This window comes from Streptomyces sp. AC627_RSS907 (assembly GCF_019049165.1).
Window position 1 is genome coordinate 17,602 of sequence record NZ_JAGMUE010000123.1, and the last position, 23,344, is coordinate 40,945.

The 23,344-nt window shown below is 73.3% G+C and carries 21 protein-coding genes, 1 tRNA gene and 1 pseudogene; 5 read left to right on the forward strand and 18 right to left on the reverse strand.

Going from position 1 to position 23,344, the window contains the following annotated elements:
- Positions 1-66: 66 nt before the first annotated feature.
- A complete protein-coding gene (locus KUM32_RS26060) occupies positions 67-456 on the reverse strand; it encodes an SsgA family sporulation/cell division regulator (RefSeq protein WP_217144399.1) in 390 nt (129 codons plus the stop codon).
- Between the two features lie 294 nt (positions 457-750).
- Between KUM32_RS26060 and KUM32_RS26065 the strand changes: the two genes are divergently transcribed.
- On the forward strand, positions 751-1,953 hold the full coding sequence (locus KUM32_RS26065) for a serine hydrolase domain-containing protein (protein WP_217144420.1): 1,203 nt from the start codon (positions 751-753) through the stop codon (positions 1,951-1,953).
- Between the two features lie 197 nt (positions 1,954-2,150).
- Here the strand turns inward: KUM32_RS26065 and KUM32_RS26070 are convergent, their stop codons facing one another.
- From KUM32_RS26070 to KUM32_RS26090, 5 genes and pseudogenes are all read right to left on the reverse strand, one after another.
- A complete protein-coding gene (locus KUM32_RS26070) occupies positions 2,151-2,426 on the reverse strand; it encodes a DUF1876 domain-containing protein (RefSeq protein ID WP_217144400.1) in 276 nt (91 codons plus the stop codon).
- A 56-nt stretch (positions 2,427-2,482) separates the two neighbouring features.
- Positions 2,483-3,337, reverse strand: coding sequence for a DMT family transporter (locus tag KUM32_RS26075; protein ID WP_217144401.1), 855 nt, complete (start codon positions 3,335-3,337; stop codon positions 2,483-2,485).
- Positions 3,334-3,847: pseudogene (locus tag KUM32_RS26080) on the reverse strand (YbaK/EbsC family protein). The gene KUM32_RS26075 and the pseudogene KUM32_RS26080 overlap by 4 nt, the downstream one beginning before the upstream one ends.
- A gap of 223 nt (positions 3,848-4,070) precedes the next feature.
- Positions 4,071-6,344 (reverse strand): MMPL family transporter, encoded by a 2,274-nt coding sequence (locus KUM32_RS26085; RefSeq protein WP_217144402.1) that lies wholly within the window; start codon positions 6,342-6,344, stop codon positions 4,071-4,073.
- 147 nt (positions 6,345-6,491) lie between these two features.
- Positions 6,492-7,094, reverse strand: a complete 603-nt coding sequence (locus tag KUM32_RS26090; RefSeq protein WP_217144422.1) for a TetR/AcrR family transcriptional regulator — start codon at positions 7,092-7,094, stop codon at positions 6,492-6,494.
- A gap of 165 nt (positions 7,095-7,259) precedes the next feature.
- Here KUM32_RS26090 and KUM32_RS26095 point away from each other — a divergent pair, with 165 nt between their 5' ends.
- Positions 7,260-10,907 (forward strand): S41 family peptidase, encoded by a 3,648-nt coding sequence (locus tag KUM32_RS26095; RefSeq protein ID WP_217144403.1) that lies wholly within the window; start codon positions 7,260-7,262, stop codon positions 10,905-10,907.
- 68 nt (positions 10,908-10,975) lie between these two features.
- On the opposite strand, the gene KUM32_RS26100 is transcribed toward KUM32_RS26095, so the two are convergent.
- From KUM32_RS26100 to KUM32_RS26115, 4 genes are all read right to left on the reverse strand, one after another.
- The gene (locus tag KUM32_RS26100) at positions 10,976-11,146 is read right to left on the reverse strand and encodes a hypothetical protein (RefSeq protein ID WP_217144404.1); all 171 of its coding nucleotides are present in this window, start codon (positions 11,144-11,146) and stop codon (positions 10,976-10,978) included.
- A gap of 86 nt (positions 11,147-11,232) precedes the next feature.
- Positions 11,233-12,126: an SDR family oxidoreductase gene (locus KUM32_RS26105; RefSeq protein ID WP_217144405.1), complete on the reverse strand. Its 894-nt coding sequence runs from the start codon at positions 12,124-12,126 to the stop codon at positions 11,233-11,235.
- Positions 12,123-13,061: an alpha/beta fold hydrolase gene (locus KUM32_RS26110; protein WP_217144406.1), complete on the reverse strand. Its 939-nt coding sequence runs from the start codon at positions 13,059-13,061 to the stop codon at positions 12,123-12,125. The genes KUM32_RS26105 and KUM32_RS26110 overlap by 4 nt, the downstream gene beginning before the upstream one ends.
- Positions 13,058-14,593, reverse strand: a complete 1,536-nt coding sequence (locus KUM32_RS26115) for an NAD(P)/FAD-dependent oxidoreductase (RefSeq protein ID WP_217144407.1) — start codon at positions 14,591-14,593, stop codon at positions 13,058-13,060. Before KUM32_RS26115 ends, KUM32_RS26110 begins: the two co-directional genes overlap by 4 nt.
- A gap of 142 nt (positions 14,594-14,735) precedes the next feature.
- On the opposite strand from KUM32_RS26115, the gene KUM32_RS26120 reads away from it, so the two are divergent.
- Positions 14,736-15,383, forward strand: a complete 648-nt coding sequence (locus KUM32_RS26120; protein ID WP_217144408.1) for a MerR family transcriptional regulator — start codon at positions 14,736-14,738, stop codon at positions 15,381-15,383.
- A 22-nt stretch (positions 15,384-15,405) separates the two neighbouring features.
- Here KUM32_RS26120 and KUM32_RS26125 read toward each other — a convergent pair whose 3' ends face one another.
- The gene (locus tag KUM32_RS26125; protein ID WP_308408720.1) at positions 15,406-16,209 is read right to left on the reverse strand and encodes an exodeoxyribonuclease III; all 804 of its coding nucleotides are present in this window, start codon (positions 16,207-16,209) and stop codon (positions 15,406-15,408) included.
- Positions 16,210-16,276: 67 nt separating this feature from the next.
- Between KUM32_RS26125 and KUM32_RS26130 the strand changes: the two genes are divergently transcribed.
- Positions 16,277-16,762, forward strand: a complete 486-nt coding sequence (locus tag KUM32_RS26130) for a GNAT family N-acetyltransferase (RefSeq protein WP_217144410.1) — start codon at positions 16,277-16,279, stop codon at positions 16,760-16,762.
- Between the two features lie 147 nt (positions 16,763-16,909).
- Here KUM32_RS26130 and KUM32_RS26135 read toward each other — a convergent pair.
- The 7 genes from KUM32_RS26135 to galU form a co-directional block, all read right to left on the reverse strand.
- Positions 16,910-16,983 (reverse strand) — tRNA-Ala (locus tag KUM32_RS26135).
- A gap of 84 nt (positions 16,984-17,067) precedes the next feature.
- Positions 17,068-18,312, reverse strand: coding sequence for a gephyrin-like molybdotransferase receptor GlpR (gene glpR, locus KUM32_RS26140; protein WP_217144411.1), 1,245 nt, complete (start codon positions 18,310-18,312; stop codon positions 17,068-17,070).
- A 169-nt stretch (positions 18,313-18,481) separates the two neighbouring features.
- Positions 18,482-19,138, reverse strand: a complete 657-nt coding sequence (locus KUM32_RS26145; RefSeq protein ID WP_217144412.1) for a GNAT family N-acetyltransferase — start codon at positions 19,136-19,138, stop codon at positions 18,482-18,484.
- 17 nt (positions 19,139-19,155) lie between these two features.
- A complete protein-coding gene (locus KUM32_RS26150; RefSeq protein WP_217144413.1) occupies positions 19,156-19,695 on the reverse strand; it encodes a molybdenum cofactor biosynthesis protein B in 540 nt (179 codons plus the stop codon).
- Positions 19,692-20,204 carry a cyclic pyranopterin monophosphate synthase MoaC gene (gene moaC, locus KUM32_RS26155; RefSeq protein ID WP_217144414.1) on the reverse strand — a complete coding sequence of 171 codons (513 nt, stop codon included), beginning with the start codon at positions 20,202-20,204 and terminating at the stop codon, positions 19,692-19,694. Before moaC ends, KUM32_RS26150 begins: the two co-directional genes overlap by 4 nt.
- 86 nt (positions 20,205-20,290) lie before the next feature.
- Positions 20,291-21,646, reverse strand: coding sequence for a gephyrin-like molybdotransferase Glp (gene glp / locus KUM32_RS26160; RefSeq protein WP_374227555.1), 1,356 nt, complete (start codon positions 21,644-21,646; stop codon positions 20,291-20,293).
- A gap of 5 nt (positions 21,647-21,651) precedes the next feature.
- Positions 21,652-22,554, reverse strand: coding sequence for a UTP--glucose-1-phosphate uridylyltransferase GalU (gene galU / locus KUM32_RS26165; protein WP_217144415.1), 903 nt, complete (start codon positions 22,552-22,554; stop codon positions 21,652-21,654).
- A gap of 93 nt (positions 22,555-22,647) precedes the next feature.
- Between galU and KUM32_RS26170 the strand changes: the two genes are divergently transcribed.
- The gene (locus tag KUM32_RS26170; protein WP_217144416.1) at positions 22,648-23,265 is read left to right on the forward strand and encodes a 5-formyltetrahydrofolate cyclo-ligase; all 618 of its coding nucleotides are present in this window, start codon (positions 22,648-22,650) and stop codon (positions 23,263-23,265) included.
- The last annotated feature ends 79 nt before the right edge of the window (positions 23,266-23,344 follow it).

Genomic DNA, 23,344 nt, shown 5'->3' on the forward strand with positions numbered 1-23,344 from the left:
GAGACGGGCGGCCGAGACGGCGGCCCGAGCCGGCCCCGACGCGCGGCACCCGCTCCGTCCGGGGGATCAGTGCGACACCGGCTCAGCCGTGGCCGTGGCCGTGGCCGAGTACGTTCGGCGCAGGAAGCGTATGAGGACCTTCGCGTCGAACTGGACCACCGAGCAGCCCTGCGGGGAGTGGAACTCGACGACGGCCTGCACCCGCCCGCAGGGCCACACCCGCACATCACCGGCCCCGGCCGGCGCCCGGAGTCCCTGCTCCAGCAGGGACCGCGGGAAGGTCCATGCACGGGAACCGTGACGCCGCCCCCGCGAGGGCAGGCGGACGCACACCGAACGCGGGTCGCCGTCGGGGTCGTAGCGCAGCACGACCGGTATGGCTCCGCCGTCGTCCTCGTCCGGGAGGTCCGAGTCCGTCAGGACGTGGGCTCGTGCGTACTGTTCGACTACGGACATCGGATCGCCCCTTGCGCTGTGCCGCCTCTGCGAATGCCCTGCGTCCGCCCCCAGTCCAATGTCCCACATTTCCCGGCTCGCGCCTTCCGGGCGGTATGTCACGGTCCCGATCGGTGATGCTCACCCACGACCTGTCCCACGCCCTGGAACCGTGCTCCCGCTCCCCCTTCGGCTTCGGCCCGCGCTCGGTGGCCACGGGCTCCGCGGAATCGCGGACGACCGGTGCCTGTTGCACCCACTGACACAGGCGACGAGCCGGGGCAGCGGGAAGGGACACGGGAAGTGGACGCGGACGTGGACGTGCACGGCACGGTGGCCGAGGGCTTCGAGCCCGTGAGGGACGCGTTCGCACGCAACTTCACCGCGCTCGGGGACCGGGGCGCGGCGGTCGCCGTCTACCGGGACGGACGCAAGGTCGTCGACCTGTGGGGCGGCACCAAGCACGTCGACGACACACCCGGCACGGACGGCGCCGAACCCTGGCGCCGGGGCACCGCCCAGGTCGTGCGCTCGGCGACCAAGGGCGTCGCCGCCGCCGTACCGCTGCTGCTGCACCAGCGCGGCGAGCTGGACCTGGACGCGCCGGTGGGCGAGTACTGGCCCGAGTTCAAGGCGCACGGCAAGGAACGCGTGCGGGTCCGGCACGTGCTGAACCACCGGGCCGGGGTCCCGGTGCTGGACCGTCCGCTCACCCCCGCGGAGGCCCTCGACCCGCTGCGGGGCCCCGAGGCCGTCGCCGCCCAGGCACCCGTGTGGGAGCCGGGCACCGACCACGGCTACCACGCGCTGACGTACGGCTGGCTCCTCGACGAGCTGGTGCGCAGGGTCACGGGCGGGCGGTCCACGGGCGAGTGGATCGCCGAGGAGATCGCCCGGCCGCTGGGGCTGGACCTGTGGCTGGGGCTGCCGGCCGCGGAGGAGGCGGCGGGCCGGGCGGGACGGGTCGGGCGCGTCGAGGGCCCCGAACCGTCGGGCGGTCCGCGCCTGCGCCCCAAGCGGTCGGTCACGGAGGCCTACGGGGACCCCGCCTCCCTCACCCGCCGCGCCTTCGCCGCGATCACGCCGTTCCCGGACCAGAACGACCCGGCGTACCGCGCGGCGGCCCTGCCCGCCACCAACGGCATCGCGACGGCGGACGGGCTCGCCCGGTTCTACGCGGGGCTGGTCGGCGAGGTCGACGGTGTCACGGGGCGTGTCCGGCTGTTCGATCCGGCCACGACGCGACGGGCGCGGGCCGAGGAGTCGGCGGGCCCCGACCGCGTTCTCGTCGTCAACACCCGCTTCGGGCTCGGTTACATGCTGCACGGCAGCGCGTCCCCGTTCCTGTCCCCCGGTTCCTTCGGCCACCCGGGCCGCGGCGGCTCCCTGGGCTTCGCCGACCCGGAGGCGGGCATCGCCTTCGGGTACGTCACCAACGGCTTCCGCAGGACCGTGACGGCGGACCCGCGGGCCCAGGCACTGGTCCGGGCGGTACGGGTGTCGCTGGGCGCGGCCTGAGCACCCCTCGGGCCGCGGGGCTCAGCGCCCCTCAGACCCTCGGGCCTCCGACCCTCGGGCGTCGAGCCTCGGGCCTCGGGCCTCGGCGCGGGCTGAGCGCTTCGCCCCGACCGTCAGCACGCGCCGGGCCGACCGATGGGCCCAGGCAGACCTGGCTCCTGGCTCCCCCCAGCCCTCGGCTCGGCCGCGGCTTCCTCTCAGACGTGGATCGGGTGGGAGGTCCGCCCCGACGCCGTGTCGATCTCGTCGTGCGCCTTGGTGAGCAGCTGCATCGCCAGCTCGTTCAACGCCCGTGCCCCGGCGACCTCCTCGCCGACCCTCGGCTGGTGGGCGTCGACTCGGTGGCGGCTGGCGTGGCCGTGGCCACGGACCTCGGCCCCGTCGGGGAGCCGCACCATGGCGACCGCCCGTGTGTGCTGGTCGTCCTCCATGAACTCCAGCTCGACATGCCATCCCACTGCGGTGTGCATCATGACGTTCACCTCCGGAGTACCTGTTTCCAGGGTGCGCCCCGCAGCCGCCGTGCGCACTATCCCGGCTGCCCCGTGTGCAGCATCAGCCCGATGCCGACGACGAGGAGGCCCGCCGCCGCGATCCGGGGCGCGCCGAACCGCTCGTTGAAGAAGAGGGCCCCGATCGCCGCGCCGACCAGGATCGAGGACTCGCGCAGCGCGGCGATCGGCGCGAGTTCGGCGCGGGTCTGGGCCCACAGGACCAGCGCGTACGCGGCGACGGACAGGGCCGCGCCGAGCAGCCCCAGTCCGGCCCGCGGGCGCAGCAGCGCCCAGGCACCGGCGCGGTGGCGGTACAGGAAGTACGCCGGCAGGACGCTCCCCTGCACCGCCATCAGCCAGGTGATGTACCCGAGGGAGGAGCCGGAGGCGCGCACGCCCAGCCCGTCGACGACGGTGTACGCCGCGATGGTCACCCCCGTCGCCAGGGCCGCGCCGATCGCCGCCCAGTCGGGCCGGCGCCCGCGCAGCCCCCACAGGGCGACGCCGGTCAGGCCCGCGCAGGAGAGCAGGACGCCGCCGGTCGCCCAGCCGTCCGGCACCTCGTGCGCGAAGACGGCGGCGAGGCCGGTGACGAGCAGGGGCGCGGAGCCGCGCGCGAGGGGATAGGCCTGGCCGAAGTCGCCCAGCCGGAAGGACCGCATCAGCAGGGCGTAGTACGCGATGTGGATCGCGGCGGAGGCCAGGAGGTACGGCCACGCCCCGGCCGCCGGGAACGCCGTGAACGGCAGCAGCGCGAGCCCGATGAGCATCCCGCCGCCGGATATCAGCGCGAAGCCGGTCAGCTTGTCCGTGATGCGGTGGGCGATGGCGTTCCAGGCGGCGTGCGTGACCGCGGCGAGCAGGACGGCGGCGGTGACGAGGGGCGTCACGCGGAGTGCTCGCGCACGTCCACGAGGGTGGCCCCGGCGGTGGCGACGAGGTCCTTGGGCTCCATCGGGAAGACGGCGTACGGGGTCCCGGCGGCGGCCCAGACGACCTCGTGCGCGAGCAGGGACCGGTCGGCGAGCACCCGGGTCCTGGTCCGGTGCCCGAAGGGCGGCACGCCGCCGATGGCGTACCCGGTCGTCTCCCGTACGACGTCGGCCTTGGCCCGCGTGACCTTCTCGGCGCCGAGTTCCTCCCGGACCCGCTCCACGTCCACGCGGGAGGCGCCGTCCATCAGCACCAGCACGGGGACGCCGTCGGCGGCGAAGATGAGCGACTTGCAGATCTGACTGAGCTCGCAGCCGATCGCGGCGGCGGCCTCGGCGGCGGTGCGCGTGGCCTCCGGGAAGCGCCGGACCCGTCCGGCCAGGTCACCGAGGCCGAGGTCGCGCAGGGCCGCGGCGAAGCGGGGGTGGGCGGCGGGGGGGGCCGGAGGCGTCGTCGGTCGTCGTCATGGACGGCACCGTAGTGGTACGCGCGGCCGGCGGGCGACCTGGTGACGGCGTGGCCGCACACGGAAAGCCGGTGAGGGCCACCCCGTCCCCACGGAGCCCTCACCGGCTGGTCTGTTGTCGTGCCCCGGACGCCTCGACGCCTCGACGCGTCGGAGGCCTCAGCGTCTCAGCGCCTGGGTGCCTCAGCGCCTCGGTGCCTCGGACGCCCGGAGCGTCGGACGCCTCAGGTGCGGGCCGGCGTCCTGTCCCCGTCCGGGTCGGTGTGCCTGCCCTCCCCTGCCGTGCGCAGGCCCTCGCCCTCGACGTCCACGTTGGGCAGGGCGCGGTCCAGCCACTTCGGCAGCCACCACGCCTTCCTGCCGAGCAGCGCGAGGACCGCCGGGACGATGGCCATGCGGACGACGAACGCGTCGAAGAAGACGGCGATCGCCAGTCCGAAGCCGATCATCTTGACCATCGACTCGCTGGAGCCGATGAAGCCCGCGAAGACCGCCATCATGATGACGGCCGCGGCTGTGACGACCCTCGCGCCGTGCTTGAAGCCGGTGACGACCGCCTGGTTCGGCTTCTCGCCGTGGACGTAGGCCTCCCGCATGCGGGTGACCAGGAAGACCTCGTAGTCCATGGCCAGTCCGAAGACCACGCCGACCATGAAGATCGGCATCATCGACATGACCGGGCCGGTCTCCTCGACGCCCATCAGCCCGGACAGCCAGCCCCACTGGAAGACCGCGACGACCGCGCCGAGTGCCGCCATGACGGAGAGCAGGAAGCCGAGGGCCGCCTTCAGCGGGACCAGGATCGAGCGGAAGACCACGATCAGGAGGAGGAAGGCCAGGCCGACGACCAGGACCAGGTAGGGCAGCAGCGCGTCGTTCAGTTTCTGGCTGACGTCGATGTTCATCGCCGTCGAGCCGGTCACCAGGGTCTGTGCGCCGGTGTCCGCCTCGACGTCGCGGCCCGCGTCCCGGATGGCGTGCACCAGGTCCTCGGTCTGGGACGAGGACGGCTTGGAGTCCGGGATCACGGTGATCGTCGCGGTGTCGCCGGCCTTGTTGGGCTGGGGCGGGGTCACCGCCACGACGCCCTCGAGGTCCTTGATCATGTCGGAGACGTCGGTGAACGCCTCCTTGGGGGCGTCGCTGTCCTTGGCGTCCACCACGACCATCAGCGGGCCGTTGAAGCCGGGGCCGAAGCCCTCCGACAGCAGGTCGTAGGCCCGGCGCTGGGTGGTGGACGTCGGCTGGGAGCCGTCGTCGGGCAGGCCCAGTTCCAGGGAGGCCGCGGGGATCGCGGCGGCGCCGAGGCCGACGACGCCGAGGAGGAGGACGGCCAGCGGGCGGCGTACGACGAAGCTCGCCCAGCGGGTGCCCAGGTTGGCCTTGGGCTGCCGCCCCTCACCCTGCGCGCCCCCGTCACCCTGCGCGCCCTCGTTCCCCTCCGCGTCCGGACCCTTGCGCCCGCCGCCGAGGAGCTTGCCCTTCGCACCGGCCGGCCTGACCCTGCGACCGGCGTAGCCGAGCAGCGCGGGCACCATCGTCAGGGCGATCAGGACGGCGATGGCGACCGTGCCCGCCGCCGCGACGCCCATCTTGGTCAGCATCGGGATGTTGACGACCGCGAGACCCACCAGGGCGATGACGACCGTGAGGCCTGCGAAGACGACCGCCGAGCCCGCGGTGCCGACCGCACGGCCCGCGGCCTCCTCGCGTTCCCGCCCCTCGGCGAGTTCGGCGCGGTAGCGGGAGACGATGAACAGGGCGTAGTCGATGCCGACCGCGAGGCCGATCATCATCGCCAGGATGGAGGTGGTCGAGCCCAGCTCCAGCACACTGGCGAGGGCGGTGATCGAGGAGACGCCGATGCCGACGCCGATGAGGGCCGTGAGCAGGGGCAGCCCGGCCGCGACCAGCGAGCCGAAGGTGATGACGAGGACCACGGCGGCGACCGCGATGCCGATGATCTCCGTGGCACCGGTCTCCGGGACGGCCTGGAGCGCGTCACCGCCGATCTCGACGGTCAGCCCGGCGTCGCGCGCCTGCTGGGCGGCGTCCTCCAGCGCGTCCTTGGTCGACTCCTCCAGCTCCATGCCGGAGACGTCGTACTTCACCGACGCGTAGGCGATCGTGCCGTCCTTGCTGACGGCGTCGCCCGTGTACGGGTCGGCGACGGAGGCGACCTCGGAGCCGTCGGCCAGTTCGCCGACGGTCTTCTCGACGGCCGCCTTGTTGCCGGCGTCCGTCATCTTCTCGCCGGGCGGCGCCTTGAAGACGACGCGGGCGGTCGCTCCGTCGGCGCGCTGGCCCGGGAAGCGCTGTTCCAGCAGGTCGAAGGCCTTCTGGGCCTCGGTCCCGGGGATGGAGAAGGAGGTGGTGCCGGCGGGCGGAGCACCGGCCGCGCCGGCGCCCGCGAGCGTCAGCAGGGCCACCCATATGAGGGCGACGAAGTGCCGTCGGCGGAAGGCGAGCCGGCCGAGTTTGTAGAGGAACGTGGCCACGGGGGCGTACTCCCGGTCAGGTCGTGGGGGTCTTCAGGGCAGGGGTGATCGGCCCGACGACGTGAGCGGTGACGTCAGGTGGGGCTCAGGGGGGAATCAGGTGGAGCTCAGGGGGGAATCAGACGGGTTTCAGCGGGGAGGGGACGATCAGGAGGTGGGGTCGACACCGAGGGCGGGGAGGACCACGGCGTCGATGTAGGACAGGAGGAAGTCCCTGGTCGGCGGCTGGTCGTCGAGCAGCGTGCGGGTGGCGACGCCACCGACCATCATGTGCACGAGGAATTCCAGCGCCGGACGGTCCGCTCTGATCTCGCCGCGGTCGACGGCGCGTTGCAGCAGTCGTCTGAACTCCGCCGTCTCCGGCTCGACGAGCTGCTCCCGGAACGCCTGACGCAGGTCCGGGTTCTGGTGCAGCGCCATGGCCAGGCCCCGCATCAACGCGGAGTTCTGCGCCATCGTGCAGTCGTCCTCACGGGACACCAGGGCGTGCAGGTCGCCGCGGAGCGAGCCGGTGTCGATCGAGCCGATCTCGGCGTGCTTGTCGTGCCGGACGGCCTTGACGACCAGCTCGGCCTTGCCGCCCCACTGGCGGTAGAGCGTCGCCTTGCTGGACCGGGTGCGGGTGGCCACGGCGTCCATGGTGAGTGCGTCGTAGCCGACTTCCCGGAGCAGGTCGAGCACGGCGCCGTACAGCTCGGCCTCGCGTGCGGGAGTGATCCGACTGCGGCGCGCGGTGGCGACCTCGGTCATCTCGCTCACTTCTCTCTTCCGCTCCGCCGGACACCGTCTCCTGCGACAGGTTTCCTACGGGACGAATGTATCCCACGGCCTAACGAAACGAAACGGTTTCGTACGTGGCTTGGGTCACGGTTGTCGGGCACGCATAAGTTGCCGGGTCCCGGACCCGGGCAAAGCATGGGAGGGGTGAGTTATCTGCGCCTTCCGCACCTCAGTGGCGACCAGTTGTGCTTCGTGGCCGAGGACGACCTCTGGCTCGCGGACCTCGACGGTCCGGGCCGCGCCTGGCGGCTCACCGTCGACCGCGCCAAGACCGGACACCCCCGTTTCTCGCCCGACGGCCGCCACATCGCGTACACCAGCTGGCGCACTCTGGTGCCGGAGGTCCACCTCGTGCCGGTGGACGGCGGCCCCGGACGGCAGCTCACCCACTGGGGCGGCTTCGACACCCGGGTCTGCGGCTGGTCACCGCCCGATCCCGACGGCGGCGCCGCCATCCTCGCCGTCGCCTCGCACGGCGAGCCCTTCTCCCACATGACCTGGGCCTACAAGCTCACCCCCGACGGCGACCCCGGCCGCAAGCTGCCCTGGGGGCCGGTCGCCGACATCCAGGCCCTCGACGTCGACGGGGAGCGCCGGACCCTTCTCCTCACCGGTACCCCGCCGCACGAGCCCGCCGCCTGGAAGCGCTACCGGGGCGGTGCCACGGGCCGGCTGTGGCTGCACGGGCAGCGGCTCCTGCCCGACCTCGGTGGGCATCTGGACTCCCCCCTGTTCGTCGGCGGCCGGATCGCCTTCCTCTCCGACCACGAGGGCGTCGGCAACCTCTACTCGTGCGCCCACGACGGCTCCGGCCTGCGCCGCCACACCGACCACGACGCCTTCTACGCCCGGCACGCCGCGAGCGACGGCACGCGGGTGGTGTACCAGTGCGCGGGTGACCTGTGGATCGTCGACGACCTCTCGTCCGGCTCGGCGCCGCGCCGGCTCGACGTCCGGCTGAGCGGGCCGCGCGCGGGACGGCGTACGTACCAGGTGCCCGCCGCCCAGAACGTCGGCGGCATCTCCGTCGACGAGACGGGCCGGGCCAGCGCCGTCGTCGTACGCGGCAGCCTGTACTGGCTCACCCACCGCGACGGCCCGGCCCGCACCCTCGCCGACACCCCGGGGGTACGGGTGCGGCTGCCCGAGATGCTCGGGGCGAGCGGCCGGATCGCGTACGTGACGGACGCGGAGGGCGAGGACGCGGTGGAGATCGCCCATCTGCCCCGGGCGACCGGGGGCCGCGCGCCCCGGCGGCTGGCCTCCGGGAGGCTGGGCCGGGTACTGGAGCTGGTCTCGGACCCGGCGGGCGAACGGCTCGCCGTCGCCTCGCACGACGGGCGGCTGCTGCTGCTCGACGTCTCCGAGGAGGACGGGGAGGTCGCCCGGGCGCTGGACGCGGTGGAGACGGGGAGCCCGGCCGGGACGGACACCGGCACGGTGGAGGACGGCCCGACGGCCCACGCCCCGGCACCCGCCGGCCCGGAGGCGGGCGGCGCGGACGCCGGCGCCGGTTCCGGGCCGGCCGACGACAGCGCCAGCGCGGGCGGCGCCGATGACGCGGGCGGCTCCGATGACGCCGACGGCTCCGATGACGCGGGCGGCGCGAGCGGACCGGGCAGCGCGAGCGGACCGGGCAGCGCGAGCGGACCGGGCAGCGCCGCCGGCGCCGCAGAGGGCGGCGGGGACACCGGCGCGGTGGGGACCGGCGACGCCACCGGTACCGGCGGAGGCGGCGTCACCGGTACCGGCGGAGGCGGCGTCACCGAGTTGGTCCGGTCCCTGAACGGCCCCGTGCGCGACCTCGCCTTCTCCCCGGACGGGGCCTGGCTGACCTGGTCCCACCCGGGCATCGGACGCTCGCTGCGGCAGATCAGGATGGCCCGGATCGGCGGGCCGGACGCGCCGGTCGTCATCGACGTCACCAACGGCCGCTTCGAGGACGAGAACCCGGTCTTCACCCGGGACGGCCGCTACCTCGCCTTCCTGTCCTGGCGCGGTTTCGACCCGGTGTACGACGTGCACACCGGGGACCTGTCCTTCCCGCTGGGCTGCCGCCCCTACCTGGTGCCGCTGTCGTCCGCGACCCCGTCCCCGTTCGCGCTGAACCCCGAGGGCCGCCCCGCCGCCGGTGGCCTGGACCCGCTGGAGGACGAGCCGGACGACAGTGGCGCGGTGATCGTCGAGGTCGAGGGGCTGGAGAGCCGGGTGACGCCGTTCCCGGTCACCGCCTCCAAGTACTCGGCGCTGCACCCGGTCGCGGGCGGCGGCCTGGTCTGGCTGCGCTGGCCGATCTCCGGCGCGCTCGGCGAGACCTTCGCCAACCCGGCGGACCCCAGCGAGCGGCCCACGCTGGAGCACTTCAACCTCGCCAAGGCGAAGAAGTCCCCACTGGTCGACCACCTCGACTGGTTCCGGGTCAGCGGCGACGGCACCCGCCTCGTCGTGCTCGACGAGGGCGACCTGCGCGCGGTACCGGCGACCGAGACGGGCGACGCGGACTCCACCACCTGGATCGACCTGCGCCGCATCCTGCACGACGCCGACCCGGCCGCCGAGTGGCGCCAGGCCTACGACGAGGCGGGCCGCCTGACCCGCGCCTACTTCTGGGACCCCGGCATGTGCGGCATCGACTGGGACGCGGTGCTGGCGCAGTACCGCCCGCTGGTCGAACGCGTCGCCACCCCGGACGAGTTCGCCGACCTGCTCCGCGAGGTCCTGGGCGAACTGGGCACCTCGCACGCCTATGTCGCCGCCGCCCGCCGCAACGAGGGACCGGCGCACTACCAGCGCTGGCAGGGCCTGCTCGGCGCCAACTTCGTCTGCCGGGACGGCCGGTGGCTGGTCAAGCGCATCCTGCCCGGTGACTCCTCCGACTCCAGGGCCCGGTCCCCGCTGGCCGGTACGGGCATCCGCGAAGGAGCCGTACTGACCCACGTGGACGGCCGCCCGGTGGATCCGGTGTCCGGGCCGTACCCGCTGCTGGCGGGCGCGGGCGGTACGACCGTGGAGCTGACCTTCGCGCCGGCCGACGCGGGGGCGGGGCCCGGGCCGGCCCGGCGGGTCGCCGTCGTCCCGCTCGTGGACGAACGGCCGCTGCGCTACCAGGACTGGGTGACCAAACGCCGCGAGGTGGTGCGGGAGTTGAGCGGCGGACGGTGCGGCTACCTGCACATCCCGGACATGGGCGGCTCGGGCTGGGCTCAGTTCAACCGCGACCTGCGTATGGAGGTCTCCCGGCCCGCGCTGATCGTGGACGTGCGCGGCAACGCGGGCGGCCACATCAGCGAACTCGTCGTCGAGAAACTGGCCCGCACCATCCTGGGCTGGGACCTCACGCGCGACGCCCAGCCGGTGTCGTACGCCTCCAACGCCCCGCGCGGGCCGGTCGTGGCGGTCGCGGACGAGGCGACGTCCTCCGACGGCGACATGATCACGGCCGCCTTCAGGCTGCTGCGCATCGGCCCGGTGGTCGGGCAGCGCACCTGGGGCGGGGTGGTCGGCATGACCGGCCGGCACCGCCTGGGCGACGGCACGGTGATCACCGTGCCGATGAACGCGGCCTGGTTCGACGCCTACGGCTGGTCCGTGGAGAACCACGGCGTCGACCCCGACGTGGAGGCGCTGCGCACCCCGCTGGACTGGGCCGAGGGCCGCTACCCGGTGCTGGACCGCGCGGTCCGGCTGGCCCTGGAGCTCCTGGACACCAACCCGCCCGCCACGCCGCCGGGTTACGAGGACGTACCGGACCGCTCACGGCCACCGCTGCCGCCCAGGACCTGAGGCGACGGGCATGAGAGAGGGCGCCCTCCGTGCGACGGAGGGCGCCCCTTCGGTTCAGCGGCGGCGCGTCAGGCGTCGTAGCTCTCGTCCGCGTCCCGGCGGCGCGAGGACGGGTCCGTCTTGTCCTCGTCACGGCGGCGGTTGCGGCTCTGCATCTGGTCCTTGGCCTGACCGGCCCGCTGCTTGCCCTGCTGCTGCATGCGCTCGGCCTTGTCCTGGAACTGGTCCTTGATGCCCATGTGGGTTCACTCCTGTGGTGTTCGGGCCCGGCCGGATCGGCCTGGCCCGATCAGATTCACACGGGCCGTGACCGTACGCACGTCGATCACTCACGGACCGTAGCGAGGGTTGCGCGCCGCTGTTCGTCGGCCGCTCCCCCCGCCCCGACGAGGCCCGTACGCATGCCGTTCAGCCGGTCCGCGAAGCGCCGCATCTCACGCTGTCCCACGGTGCCGATGACGGCCGGCAGGTAGCCGCGCACGCCCTGCATGCCGCGCAGCCACCACTGCCCGTACACGTGGGCCGACCGTCGCTCGATGCCCTCCACGATCCGGTCGACCGCCGGACCGAGGGGGTACGTCTTGTTCGACGGCCACGGCAGCCGCTGCCTGAGCTCCCGCATGACGTCGTCCTGGTCGGCGCCGCGCACCATGTCGGTGTCGGTCCACGACAGGTAGCCCACACCGACCTTCACGCCCCGGTGGCCGACCTCGGCGCGCAGACTGTGCGCGTACGCCTCGACACCGGACTTGGAGGCGCAGTAGGCGGTCATCATCGGCGCGGGTGTGAGGGCGGCGAGCGACGCTATCTGGAGCAGGTAGCCGCGGCTCTCCAGCAGCTCCGGCAGGAACGCGCGGGCCGTCACCGCGGAGCCGATCAGATTGACCTCGATCACCCTCCGCCAGGACTCCGGGTCGGAGTCGGCGAACGGACCGCCGGTGGCGACGCCCGCGTTGGCGACGACGACGTCGACCCTGCCGAACCGTTCCTTCACTTCCCGGGCGACCCGGGTCATCGCCTCGTGGTCGGTGACGTCGGCGTGCCAGGTCCCGCTCTCGGTGTGCAGCCGGGCCGACACCTGCTTGAGCCCGTCCGGCTCCAGCCCGACCAGGGCCACCTTCACCCCGCGTGCGGACAGTTTGCGGGCCAGCAGTTCCCCGACGCCCCGCGCGGCTCCGGTGACGACGGCGACCCGCCCTTCCAGGCTCACCCTGTTCATGCGCTCTCCTCGGCGTGTACGGCGTGCGTGTCGGTGGACATGTAGGTGGCGGCGAGGCCGCGTATCCTCCCGGTGACCAGCTCCGGCGCCTCCACCGGTGTCATGTGGCCGAGGCCGGGAAGCTCCGTCAGTCCCACGCAGTGGGGCAGCGCGGCGGCCAGTGAGCGGGCGTGCACGGGCGGGGTCAACCGGTCGGCCGTGCCGACCACCACCTCGACCGGCATCGTCAACTGCCGTACCCCGTGGTCGAGATCGAGGAGGTCGAGCACCCGGGACCAGGCGTGGCGCACCCCGCGCGGACAGGCGTGCACGATGCGGGCGCAGGCATCGACCATGTGCGGTGCCGAACCGGGGCCCATCGTCGCGTACTTGAGGATCCGGCGCGCGACGGGTGTGACCGGCCCGAGCGGCGCCCGGGAGCCGAGGACGCGGCGGGTCAGCCAGGTCCGCGCCCGGCCCTCCCGCAGCGGCACCACGGTCGCGGACGCCACCAGCCGCGAACTTCCCGTGCTGCACAGCAGGACGGCCGCCGCGTGCTCGCGCACCGCGGGCCGGGCGGCGGCGACCATCACCGTCATGCCGCCCATGGAGTGCCCGGCGATCACGGCCCGTTCGCCCGGCGCGAGGGTGGCCCGCAGGACGGCTTCGAGGTCGTCGGCGAGGGGCTCGGTGCCGCACGCCGGGTTCGCCGGGCTGCGGCCGTGGCCGCGCTGGTCGTAGGCGATGACCCGGTGGTCGGCGGACAGGGCGCGGATCTGCGCCGCCCAGAAGGCGGTCGAGCAGGCCCAGCCGTGCGCGAGGACGACCGCGGGCGCGTGCGCGGGGCCGTGCACCTCGACGTGGACGCGGGCACCGTCGGCGGCGACGACGGTCAGCTCGTGGGCGGGGACGGGCGGGGCGTACGGCCCGTCGGCGACGTGCGGGAGCCGGTTCACGCACCCACCTCGGCGTCGGCGTCGGCGTCGGCGGTGGCCGGCTCGGCCGCGGCCGGGCGCAGCACCTCGTACTCCGCCAGGTCCACGCGCCGTGTCGCGCGCCGGAACTCGGCGGTCGTACCGGGCCAGATGGTGGTGTTGCGGCCGTTCGCGTCGAGGTACCAGCTGGTGCAGCCGCCGGTGTTCCAGACCGTGCGCTTCATGCGCTCCTGCACCCGGTGGTTCCAGTTCCGCACGGCGGCGGGGCGGGCGTCGAGGGCGGCCCGGCCGCCGAGGACGCGCAACTGGCGCAGGTAGTCGGCCATGTAGTTCAGCTGGGACTCGATCATGAGGATCATGGAGGAGTTCCCGAGGCCGGTGTTGGGCCCGATGATCGTCATCCAGTTGGGGAAGCCGGCCGCCGAGGCCCCGCGCAGCGCCTCCATGCCGCCCTTCCAGGTCTCGGCGAGGGTCCGCCCCTCCGCGCCCACGACGCGCTCGGCGATGGGCAGGTCGGTGACGTGGAAGCCGGTGCCGAAGACGATCACGTCGGCCTCGGCCTCGGTACCGTCGGCGGCGACGAGGGTGGTGCCGCGCACCTCGCTGAGTCCGCTCGCGACGACGTCGACGTTGGGCCTGGCGAGCGCCGGGTAGTACTCGCTCGACAGCAGGATGCGCTTGCAGCCGATGCGGTAGTCGGGGGTGAGCTTGGCGCGCAGGGCGGGGTCCTTGACGGCGGCGGCCATGTTGCGCTTGGCGATCTGCTCGACGAAGCCCATCTCGCCCGGGTGCTTGGTGAAGGCCTGCACCTGGAGCTCCCGGATACCCCACAGCAGCCCGCGGCGCAGCTTGGTGGTGACGGGCAGTGCCCGGTGCAGGGCACGCTCGGCGCCGCTGATCGCCCGGTCCATGCGGGGCAGCACCCAGGCCGGGGTGCGCTGGAAGAGCGTGAGGCGGCCGACCTTCGGCTGGATGGCCGGCACGATCTGGATGGCGGAGGCACCGGTGCCGATCACGGCGACCCGCTTGCCGGTGAGGTCGTGGTCGTGGTCCCAGCGGGCCGAGTGGAAGACCTTGCCGGGGAAGGTGTCCAGCCCCGGGATGTCCGGGACGCTGGGGTCGGACAGCGGTCCGGTGGCGGACACGACGACGTCGGCCGTCAGACTCCCGCTCGCGGTCTCGATCTCCCACCGCAGCCGCTCCGCGTTCCACACCATCCGCTTCACCTCGGAGCCGAAGCGGAGGTGGGGGCGCAGCCCGAAGGTGTCGGCCACGTGCTCCAGGTAGGCGCGGATGTGCCGCTGCCCGGAGAAGGTGCGGGGCCACTCGGGGTTGGGCGCGAAGGAGAACGAGTACAGGTGGGACGGCACGTCACAGGCGCAGCCGGGGTAGCTGTTGTCCCGCCAGGTGCCGCCGACGCTGTCGGACCTCTCCAGTACGACGAAGTCGGTGATCCCCTCGCGGCGCAGCCGCACGGCGGCCCCCAGCCCGCCGAAGCCGGACCCGACCACCGCCACCCGTACGTGTTCGTGAACCTGCTCGTGCTCGGCCATCCCGGAGCCTCCACGCTTCGCCTGGACCGTCTGGAACCACGCCAGTGAACACTGGCGCAATGGGAGCGTAGAGCAGCTCCGTACTGATGGGTAGGGGGTGCGCCGAGGAAAGTTACCGCCGGTACGACTTAAGGTCGGGTACGTGACCCAGAAGCGTGAATACCGCATGGAGGAACTGGCCCGGCTGGCCGGCATCACGGTGCGCACCCTGCGCTTCTACCGCGAACGCAAGCTGCTCCCGCCGCCCCGCCGCGAGGGCCGCATCGCCTGGTACGACGACCACCACCTGGCCCGACTGCGCACCATCGCGGCGCTGCTGGAGCGCGGCCACACCCTGAACGGCATCGCGGAACTCGCCGACGCCTTCGACCACGGCCGCGACGTCGGCGACCTGCTCGGCCTCGGCGAACCCACCGAGGAAACGCCGGTCCGCCTCACCCCCGAGGAGCTCGCCGCCCGCTTCGAGGGCGAGGTCACCCCGGAGAACCTGGCCGCCGCGATGGAGCTCGGCTACCTCGGCACCGACGGCGACGAACTCGTCCACATCAGCCACCGCCTGCTGGAGGTCTCCTCGGCCCTGGTCCGCGAGGGCATACCCCTCGCCGAGGTCCTCGCCGCCGGCAAACGCGTCCGCGACCACGCCGACGCCCTCGCCGGGCTCTTCGCCGACCTGGTCCTGCGCCACGCCCCCGAACAGGAACTCCACCGCCTGCGCCCCCTGGCCCGCAGCGTGGTGGAGGCGGAACTGTCCCTGGCACTGGACCGGCGGATCCGCAAGCAGGCGGAGTGAGGAGCGCCCGGACCTCCGGCCCTCAGCGGTCGTAGACCACGGTGACCGGCGCGTGGTCGGACCACCGCTCGGCGTGCGTGGCGGCCCGTTCGACGTACCCCTTGACGGCCTTGGCGGCCAGCCCGGCAGTGGAGAGGTGGTAGTCGATGCGCCACCCCGAATCGTTGTCGAAGGCCCGCCCCCGGTACGACCACCACGAGTACGGCCCCTCGGCATCCGGGTGCAGGGCCCGCACGACGTCCACATAGCCGCCCTCGGCCGGGTCGAGGACGCGGCTCAGCCACTCCCGCTCCTCCGGGAGGAACCCGGAGTTCTTCTTGTTGGCGCGCCAGTTCTTCAGGTCGGCCTCGCGGTGGGCGATGTTCCAGTCGCCGCAGACCACGACCTCGCGGCCGTCGGCGGCGGCGCGCTCGCGCAGTTCCTTGAGGTAGGCGAGGAACTCGCCCATGAAGCGGACCTTCTCGTCCTGGCGCTCGGTGCCGACCTCGCCGGAGGGGAGGTAGAGGGAGGCGACCGTCACACCGGGCAGGTCGGCCTCGACGTAGCGGCCGCTGCCGTCGAACTCCGACGAGCCGAACCCGATGCGGACCCGGTCGGGCTCACGGCGGGTGTAGAGGGAGACGCCGGCGCGTCCCTTGGCGGCGGCGGGGGCGTGCGTCACGTGCCAGCCCTCGGGCTCGCGGACGTGCTCGGGCAACTGCTGGGGCTCGGCCCGCACCTCCTGGAGGCACAGCACGTCGGCGGAGGTGCCGGCCAGCCACTCCACGAAGCCCTTCTTCGCGGCGGCGCGCAGCCCATTCACATTCACGCAGGTCACGGTGAGCACCAGGGCACGATACCGGCACACTGGACGTTGTCCCGCCCAGGCCGCACATAGAAACACGGTAGGAAGCATGAACATACGCCGGGTTCCCTTCGACCACCCCGACGCCGTGAAGTTGAACGACGAGGTCCAGGCCGAGTACGACGTCCGCTACGGCGACGGCGGCGACGCCACGCCGCTGGACCCGTCGGACTTCGCGCCGCCGAACGGCCTGTACCTGGTCGCGTACGACGAGAACGACGTCCCGGTCGCCTCCGGCGGCTGGCGCCGTCAGGACGCCAACGACGAGGGCAACCGCGACGGTGACGCCGAGCTGAAGCGGATGTTCGTGATCGAGCAGATGCGCGGCCGCGGGCTCGCCCGGCGCATCCTGGCGGCCCTGGAGGAGGACGCCCGCGCGGCGGGCCGGACCCGCATGGTCCTGGAGACCGGCACCAAGCAGCCGGAAGCCGTGGCCCTGTACACCTCCAGCGGCTACGAGCCGTGCGAGAAGTTCGGCTACTACCGCTTCCACGAGGAGAGCCTCTGCTACGCGAAGGCCCTCCAGATCCCGTAGGACCCACGCATCCGCCGGCCGGACCGCGCCGCTCACCCCGCGGCGGCGCGCGAGGCGACCAGGCCGCCGCCCGGGGCGAGTGCCGGCCCGGAAACGACGAAGATCCCGTTCGATCGTGGTGATCGAACGGGATCCCGTCAATGTGCGTGGACCTGAGGGGATTTGAACCCCTGGCCCCCTCGATGCGAACGAGGTGCGCTACCGGACTGCGCCACAGGCCCTTGCAACGAGTGAAACTTTAGCACCCCGACCGGCCTGCTCAAAAATCGCTTCCCGCGAGCCGAGCGGAGGCGGCCCCGCGCGGCCTACTCGTTGGCCGCGCGGGGGCGGTCGCCGTCCTCGTACTGGTCGAACAGGGGCGTCCGGCCGCGCTCCCGGGCCCGGCGGGCGGAGGCGGCGCGGCGGGCGTCGCTGCGGCCGGGGCTCTCGGGCCGGTCCTCGGCCCGGTCCCCGGCGTGGGCGGCGGGGCGGTCCGGCACGGGCTCGGCCGCCGCCTCCTCCTGGTCCGGGGTGACGGCGCTGGAGCGTGCGGAGCTCCACGCGTCCGGCGCCGCGAGGTCCACGTCGGGCGTGGCGCGGGGGGCGACCGGCGCGGTCACGTAGGTGGGCAGCGGTACCGGCACCGGGTCCCAGCTGTCGCCCTGCGGCCGCCGCTGCCGTTCACGCTGCTGGTCGACCCACTCGGCGTGGTCGGTCTGCTCCACCAGTGCCCGCCGGTCCGCGGCGAGCGCCGACAGGCCGGGGTCCGGCTCCGCCTCGGGCCCCTCGTCCGGCTCCTCGGCGTCGGGGTCGCCGGCCGTGTCGGTGGGCGTCCGCCGACGAGGCTGACGGTCGCGGTCCCGCAGCCGCTGCGCGGCGACCTCGGCCTGGCGGCGGTCCATCTGGAAGGCGAACCGGCGGCGCTCCTGGGAGCGCAGATAGGCGATGTAGGCGCTGAGCAGCACGGCGGGCACGCCGGGTGCCCACAGGAACGCGAGCCCGCCGACCGCGGCGACGACGGAGCCGAGCGTGAAGGCCAGGAACAGCATCACGGTGGTGCGCCGGCGGCGTGCGAGCACCTTGGTGCGCCGGGCACGGGCCGCGGCCGCAGGCGAGACGGACTCGCGCCCCGCCTGCGGCCCGCGCTCGCGCGCCGGTGCCGCCTCGGCTTCGGGCGACGGTCCGGGTCTGGGGCCGTGCGGACGTCCGCCCGCCTCCGGGCGGGTCACCTCCGGACGGGTCGCCTCCGGCCGCTCCGCGGGCTGCTGCGGTACGACCGGCCGGGTGTGCCGGCGGGTTCTGGACACGGCGAACGCCCGGACGTCCACCGAGTCGGTGACGGCGTCCGGGGCGTCGGCGTCGAACTCCGCCTCGTCGGCGGAGCGCGACCGCAGGTCCTTGGCGTACCGGCGCTCCATGCCCGCCCGTCCGGACAGCAGCCGGATGGCGGTGCTGAAGCGTTCCGTCGGACGGGCCTCGTTCAGCTCGTCCTGCCTACGGAGCCACATCGGCACCAAGTAGGCGGCCCAGGCCCCGACAATGACTGCGTAGATGAGGCCGCTGCTGCTCACGCCTCACACGGTAGAGGGGTTTGCGTGGGGCCATCCGCCAATTGGGCCGGTGTGTCGCACGATCTGGCTGATATTTCGAACTTTTTTTGCAACCCATGCGATCAGCCGACCGCCAGGGTCGGGAAATGATCCGTTTCGGGGTGGTCGCGGCCCGATCAATTTCGAACGTTTATTCAATTCCGGGGTACGGGCGAGCGGGATTCCCCGGGGTCCTCCGCGGGTCCCGGTCCTGGGAGCGCTCACGGGAACGATGCCAGCGCCACAGCAGCCCGTCCGGGACCTCCTCCGCGGTGAGCGCGAAGACGAGGTGATCGCGCCAGCCTCCGTCGATGTGGAGATAACGCGGCCTCAGTCCCTCCTCGCGGAATCCCAGTTTTTCCACGACCCGGCGACTGGGCCCGTTCTCGGGGCGAATACAGACCTCGACGCGATGCAGTCCGACGGTGCGGAAACAGTGGTCCACCGCCATCGCCACGGCCGTCGGCATCACCCCGCGGCCGGCCACCGCCTCGTCCACCCAGTAGCCGATGTGCCCGGAGCACATCGAGCCCCAGGTGATCCCGGCCACCGTCAACTGCCCGACCAGCCGCCCCTGGTACTCGATGACGAACGGCAGCATCCGGCCCGCGTTCGCCTCGGCGCGCAGGTGCCGCACCATCTGGCGGTACGTCGGCCGGTTCGCGAGCGGACCGCCGGGCGCGGGCGGCGGAATGGTCGCCTCCCAGGGCCGCAGCCAGTCGCGGTTGCGCCGGTTGACCTCGCGCCAGGCCCGCTGGTCGCGCAGCTTTATCGGCCTGAGGACGATGTCGCCGTCCACCAGCTCCACGGGCCAGGATGGGCTGTTCAGCTCGCACCCCCGCTGCCGCCGGGTCTGGGGTGGTCACCGCCGCGGATCTGGTCCACGGCGTGCCTCAGCAGGGGTTCCAGGACCGCGAGGCCGTCCTTCACTCCGCCGGTGGAACCCGGCAGGTTGACGATGAGCGTCCGTCCCGCCACACCGGCCAGGCCCCGGGAGAGCACCGCGGTCGGCACCTTGTCCCGGCCGTAGGCCCGGACGGCCTCCGCGATGCCCGGGACCTCGTACTCGATCACCGCCCGCGTCGCCTCGGGGGTGCGGTCGGTGGGCGATATGCCGGTGCCGCCGGTGGTGACGATCACGTCGTAGCCCGCCTCGGCGCCCGCGCGCAGCGCCGCCTCGACCGGGTCGCCGTCGGGGACGACCCGCGGGCCGTCGACGGCGAAGCCGAAGCGGCGCAGGCCCTCGGCGACCAGCGGGCCGCCCCTGTCCTCGTAGACCCCGGCGGCGGCCCGGTTGGAGGCGGTGACGACCAGTGCGCCGTACGGCGCGAGGAGGGCGTCCCCGACCGACGCGTCCCGTGTCATCCCCGGCTCCAGTCGCCCGACTTGCCGCCCGTCTTCTCCTCCACCCGCACGTCCGTGATGACCGCTCCCTTGTCGACCGCCTTGACCATGTCGACCACGGTGAGCGCGGCGACGGAGACCGCGGTGAGCGCCTCCATCTCGACGCCCGTGCGATCCGTCGTCCTCACCGTGGCGGTGATCTCCACGGCGTCGTCCGCGACCGACAGGTCCAGTTTCACACCGGAGACCGACAACGGGTGGCACAGCGGGATCAGGTCCGGGGTGCGTTTGGCGCCCATGATGCCCGCGATCCGCGCGGTGGCCAGGGCGTCGCCCTTCGGGACCCCCTCGCCGCGCAGCAGCTCGACCACGCGCGGTGCGACGAGGACGCGCCCGCTCGCGCGCGCGGTGCGTGCGGTCACGTCCTTGCCAGACACGTCGACCATCCGGGCGGCTCCGGCCTCGTCGATGTGCGTCAGCCGGTCCTGCGGGCCCTGGCCGTCCTGCGGGGTTCGGTCCTGCGTACTCATGCTCGTGTGGCGCTCCCGGTCCGGGCCCGGCGCGGTGCGGCGCGCGGGCCTGCTGTGCGCGACACGGTACCGCCATTCGGGCGGGGTCAGCCGAGCAGGACCACCTCGACCTCGGCGCCGGGCTCGACGGACTCGGTGTCCTCGGGGACCACGATCAGCGCGTCGGCGTGCGCGAGGGCGGCCACGAGGTGGGAGCCGGATCCGCCGACCGGGGCGACCGAGCCGTCGGTGTAGGTGCCGCGCAGGAACTGCCGGCGCCCCCTGGGCGAGCTCAGCGGCTTCTTCGCGGCCAGGGTGGCGGTGACCGTCGGGCGGTGGATGTCCGGCAGGCCCATGAGGGCGCGGATCGCGGGGCGGACGAACAGCTCGAAGGAGACGTACGACGACACCGGATTGCCGGGCAGCGCGAGCAGCGGGGTGTGGTCGGGTCCGATGGAGCCGAAGCCCTGGGGCTTGCCGGGCTGCATGGCCAGCGTGCGGAAGTCCACGCCGCTGCCCGGCTCGTCCTCGTCGGCGACGTGCGCCAGCGCCTCCTTGACCACGTCGTACGCCCCGACGCTCACGCCGCCGGTGGTGACCATGAGGTCGGCGCGCACCAGCTGGTCCTCGATGGTGGCCCGCAGGGTCTCGGCGTCGTCGGCGACGGCGCCCACGCGGTAGGCGATCGCGCCGGCGTCGCGGGCGGCGGCGGTGAGGGCGAAGCTGTTCGAGTCGTAGATCTGGCCGGCGCCCAGCTCCTCGTCGGGCTGGACGAGTTCGCTGCCGGTGGAGAGCACCACCACGCGCGGGCGCGGGCGCACCCGGACCTTGCCCCGGCCGATCGCGGCGAGCAGGGCGATCTGCGGCGGTCCGAGCACCGTGCCGGCCTCCAGGGCACGGTCGCCGGACCTGACGTCACTGCCCTGCGCGCGTACGTGCGCGCCTGCCTCGGCCGGGCGGTACACGTGCACGTGGCCCTCGGCGCCCTCGGGACCCAGACTGCGGGCGCGCATCCCGGCCACCGGGCCCTCGCCGAGCCCGCCGTCGGTCCACTCGACGGGGACGACCGTCTCGGCGCCGGGCGGCAGCGGGGCGCCGGTCATGATGCGGGCGGCCTGCCCGGGGCCCACGGACAGCGGGTCGGCCTGGCCGGCCGCGACGTCCCCGACGACCTCCAGGACGGCGGGGAACTCCTCGCTCGCGCCCGCGACGTCGGTGACCCGCACCGCGTACCCGTCCATGGAGCTGTTGTCGAACGGCGGCAGGGAGAGCGGCACCGTGATGTCGTCGACCAGGACGCAGCCCTGGGCGTCGAGCAGGTTCAGCTCGATGGGGTCCAGGGGGCGGACGGCGGCCAGGATGTCGTCCAGGTGGTCCTGCACCGACCACAGGTGGTCCGGGCCGGAGGGGTGGTCCGTCCCGGGGTGGTCGTGGCCGGTGGCACGGTGCGCGGCGCTGCTCAACGTCCTTACATCTCCTCGGCTACGTAACTGCGGAGCCAGGTCCGGAAGTCCGGGCCCAGGTCCTCACGTTCGCACGCGAGTCTGACAATGGCACGCAGGTAGTCGCCCCGGTCGCCGGTGTCATAGCGGCGGCCCTTGAAGACGACGCCGTGCACCGGGCCGCCGACCTTCTCGTCCTCGGCGAGCTGCTGCAGGGCGTCGGTGATCTGGATCTCGCCGCCGCGGCCGGGCTCGGTCGTGCGGAGTATGTCGAAGATGTGCGGGTCGAGGACGTAGCGGCCGATGATGGCGTAGTTGGAGGGGGCGTCGGCCGGGTCGGGCTTCTCGACCAGCCCGCTGACCTTGACGACGTCCCCGTCGTCGGTCGCCTCGACGGAGGCGCAGCCGTAGAGGTGGATCTGCTCGGGCGCGACCTCCATGAGGGCGATCACGCTGCCGCCGTACTGCTCCTGGACGTCGATCATGCGCTGCAGCAGCGGGTCGCGCGGGTCGATCAGGTCGTCGCCGAGCAGGACCGCGAAGGGCTCGTTGCCGACGTGCGGGGCCGCGCACAGCACGGCGTGACCGAGTCCCTTGGGGTCGCCCTGGCGGACGTAGTGGATCATGGCGAGGTCGCTCGACTCCTGGACCTTGGCCAGTCGGCCCGCGTCGCCCTTCTTCTGGAGGGCGGACTCGAGCTCGTAGTTGCGGTCGAAGTGGTCCTCCAGGGGGCGCTTGTTGCGGCCCGTGACCATGAGGACATCGCCGAGGCCCGCGGCCACGGCCTCCTCGACCACGTACTGGATCGCCGGCTTGTCGACGACCGGCAGCATCTCCTTGGGAGTGGCTTTGGTGGCCGGCAGGAACCGGGTACCGAGGCCGGCTGCGGGGATGACAGCCTTGCTGATCCTGGGGTGGGACTGAGTCATGCGCGCCACCATATCCGGTGCCTTTGGGGAGAAACTGTGGCTCCGGATCAGCGGTGCTCATATGAGCACATGAAAGCGGTACGGGAGTGAGCAGTGAGTCACGACGGACCTGCGGCCGAATCTGACAAGCGCACGTTGCGGCGGGAGTTCCTCGCGGTGAGGAACGGGTTGACGGCGGATGACGTGTCGGAAGCGGCGCGTTCGCTGGCCGAGCGGACGCTCGCGATGCCGGAGGTCGCGCGGGCGCACGCCGTGGCGGCTTACGTCTCCGTGGGCGCCGAACCTGGCACCCTCGCGCTGCTGGACGCGCTGCACGCGCGGGGCGTGCGCGTCCTGCTGCCGGCCCTGCTGCCCGACAACGACCTGGACTGGGGCGCCTACACCGGGGAGGGTTCCCTCGCGCGCGTGCGGCACGGCGGCGGACGGATGGCCCTGTTCGAACCCACCGGTGAGCGCCTGGGGCCGGACGCGGTGACCGGGGCGGACGTCGTGCTGCTGCCGGGGCTGGCGGTCGACGAGCGCGGCATGCGCCTGGGCCGCGGCGGCGGCTCGTACGACCGGGTCCTCGCGCGTCTGGAGCGGGCGGGCGCGCGGCCCGCGCTGCTGGTGCTGCTCTACGACTCCGAGGTCGTCGCGCACGTCCCCGGGGAGCCGCACGACCGGCCGGTGGACGCGGTGGTGACGCCGTCGGGGGTGCGGCGGTTCCGCTGACGCGCGGGCCCCGCCGCGAAGTGCCCCCACGAGAACGGCCTCCACGCGTGCGTGGAGGCCGTTTCCCGTCAGGGGCGCG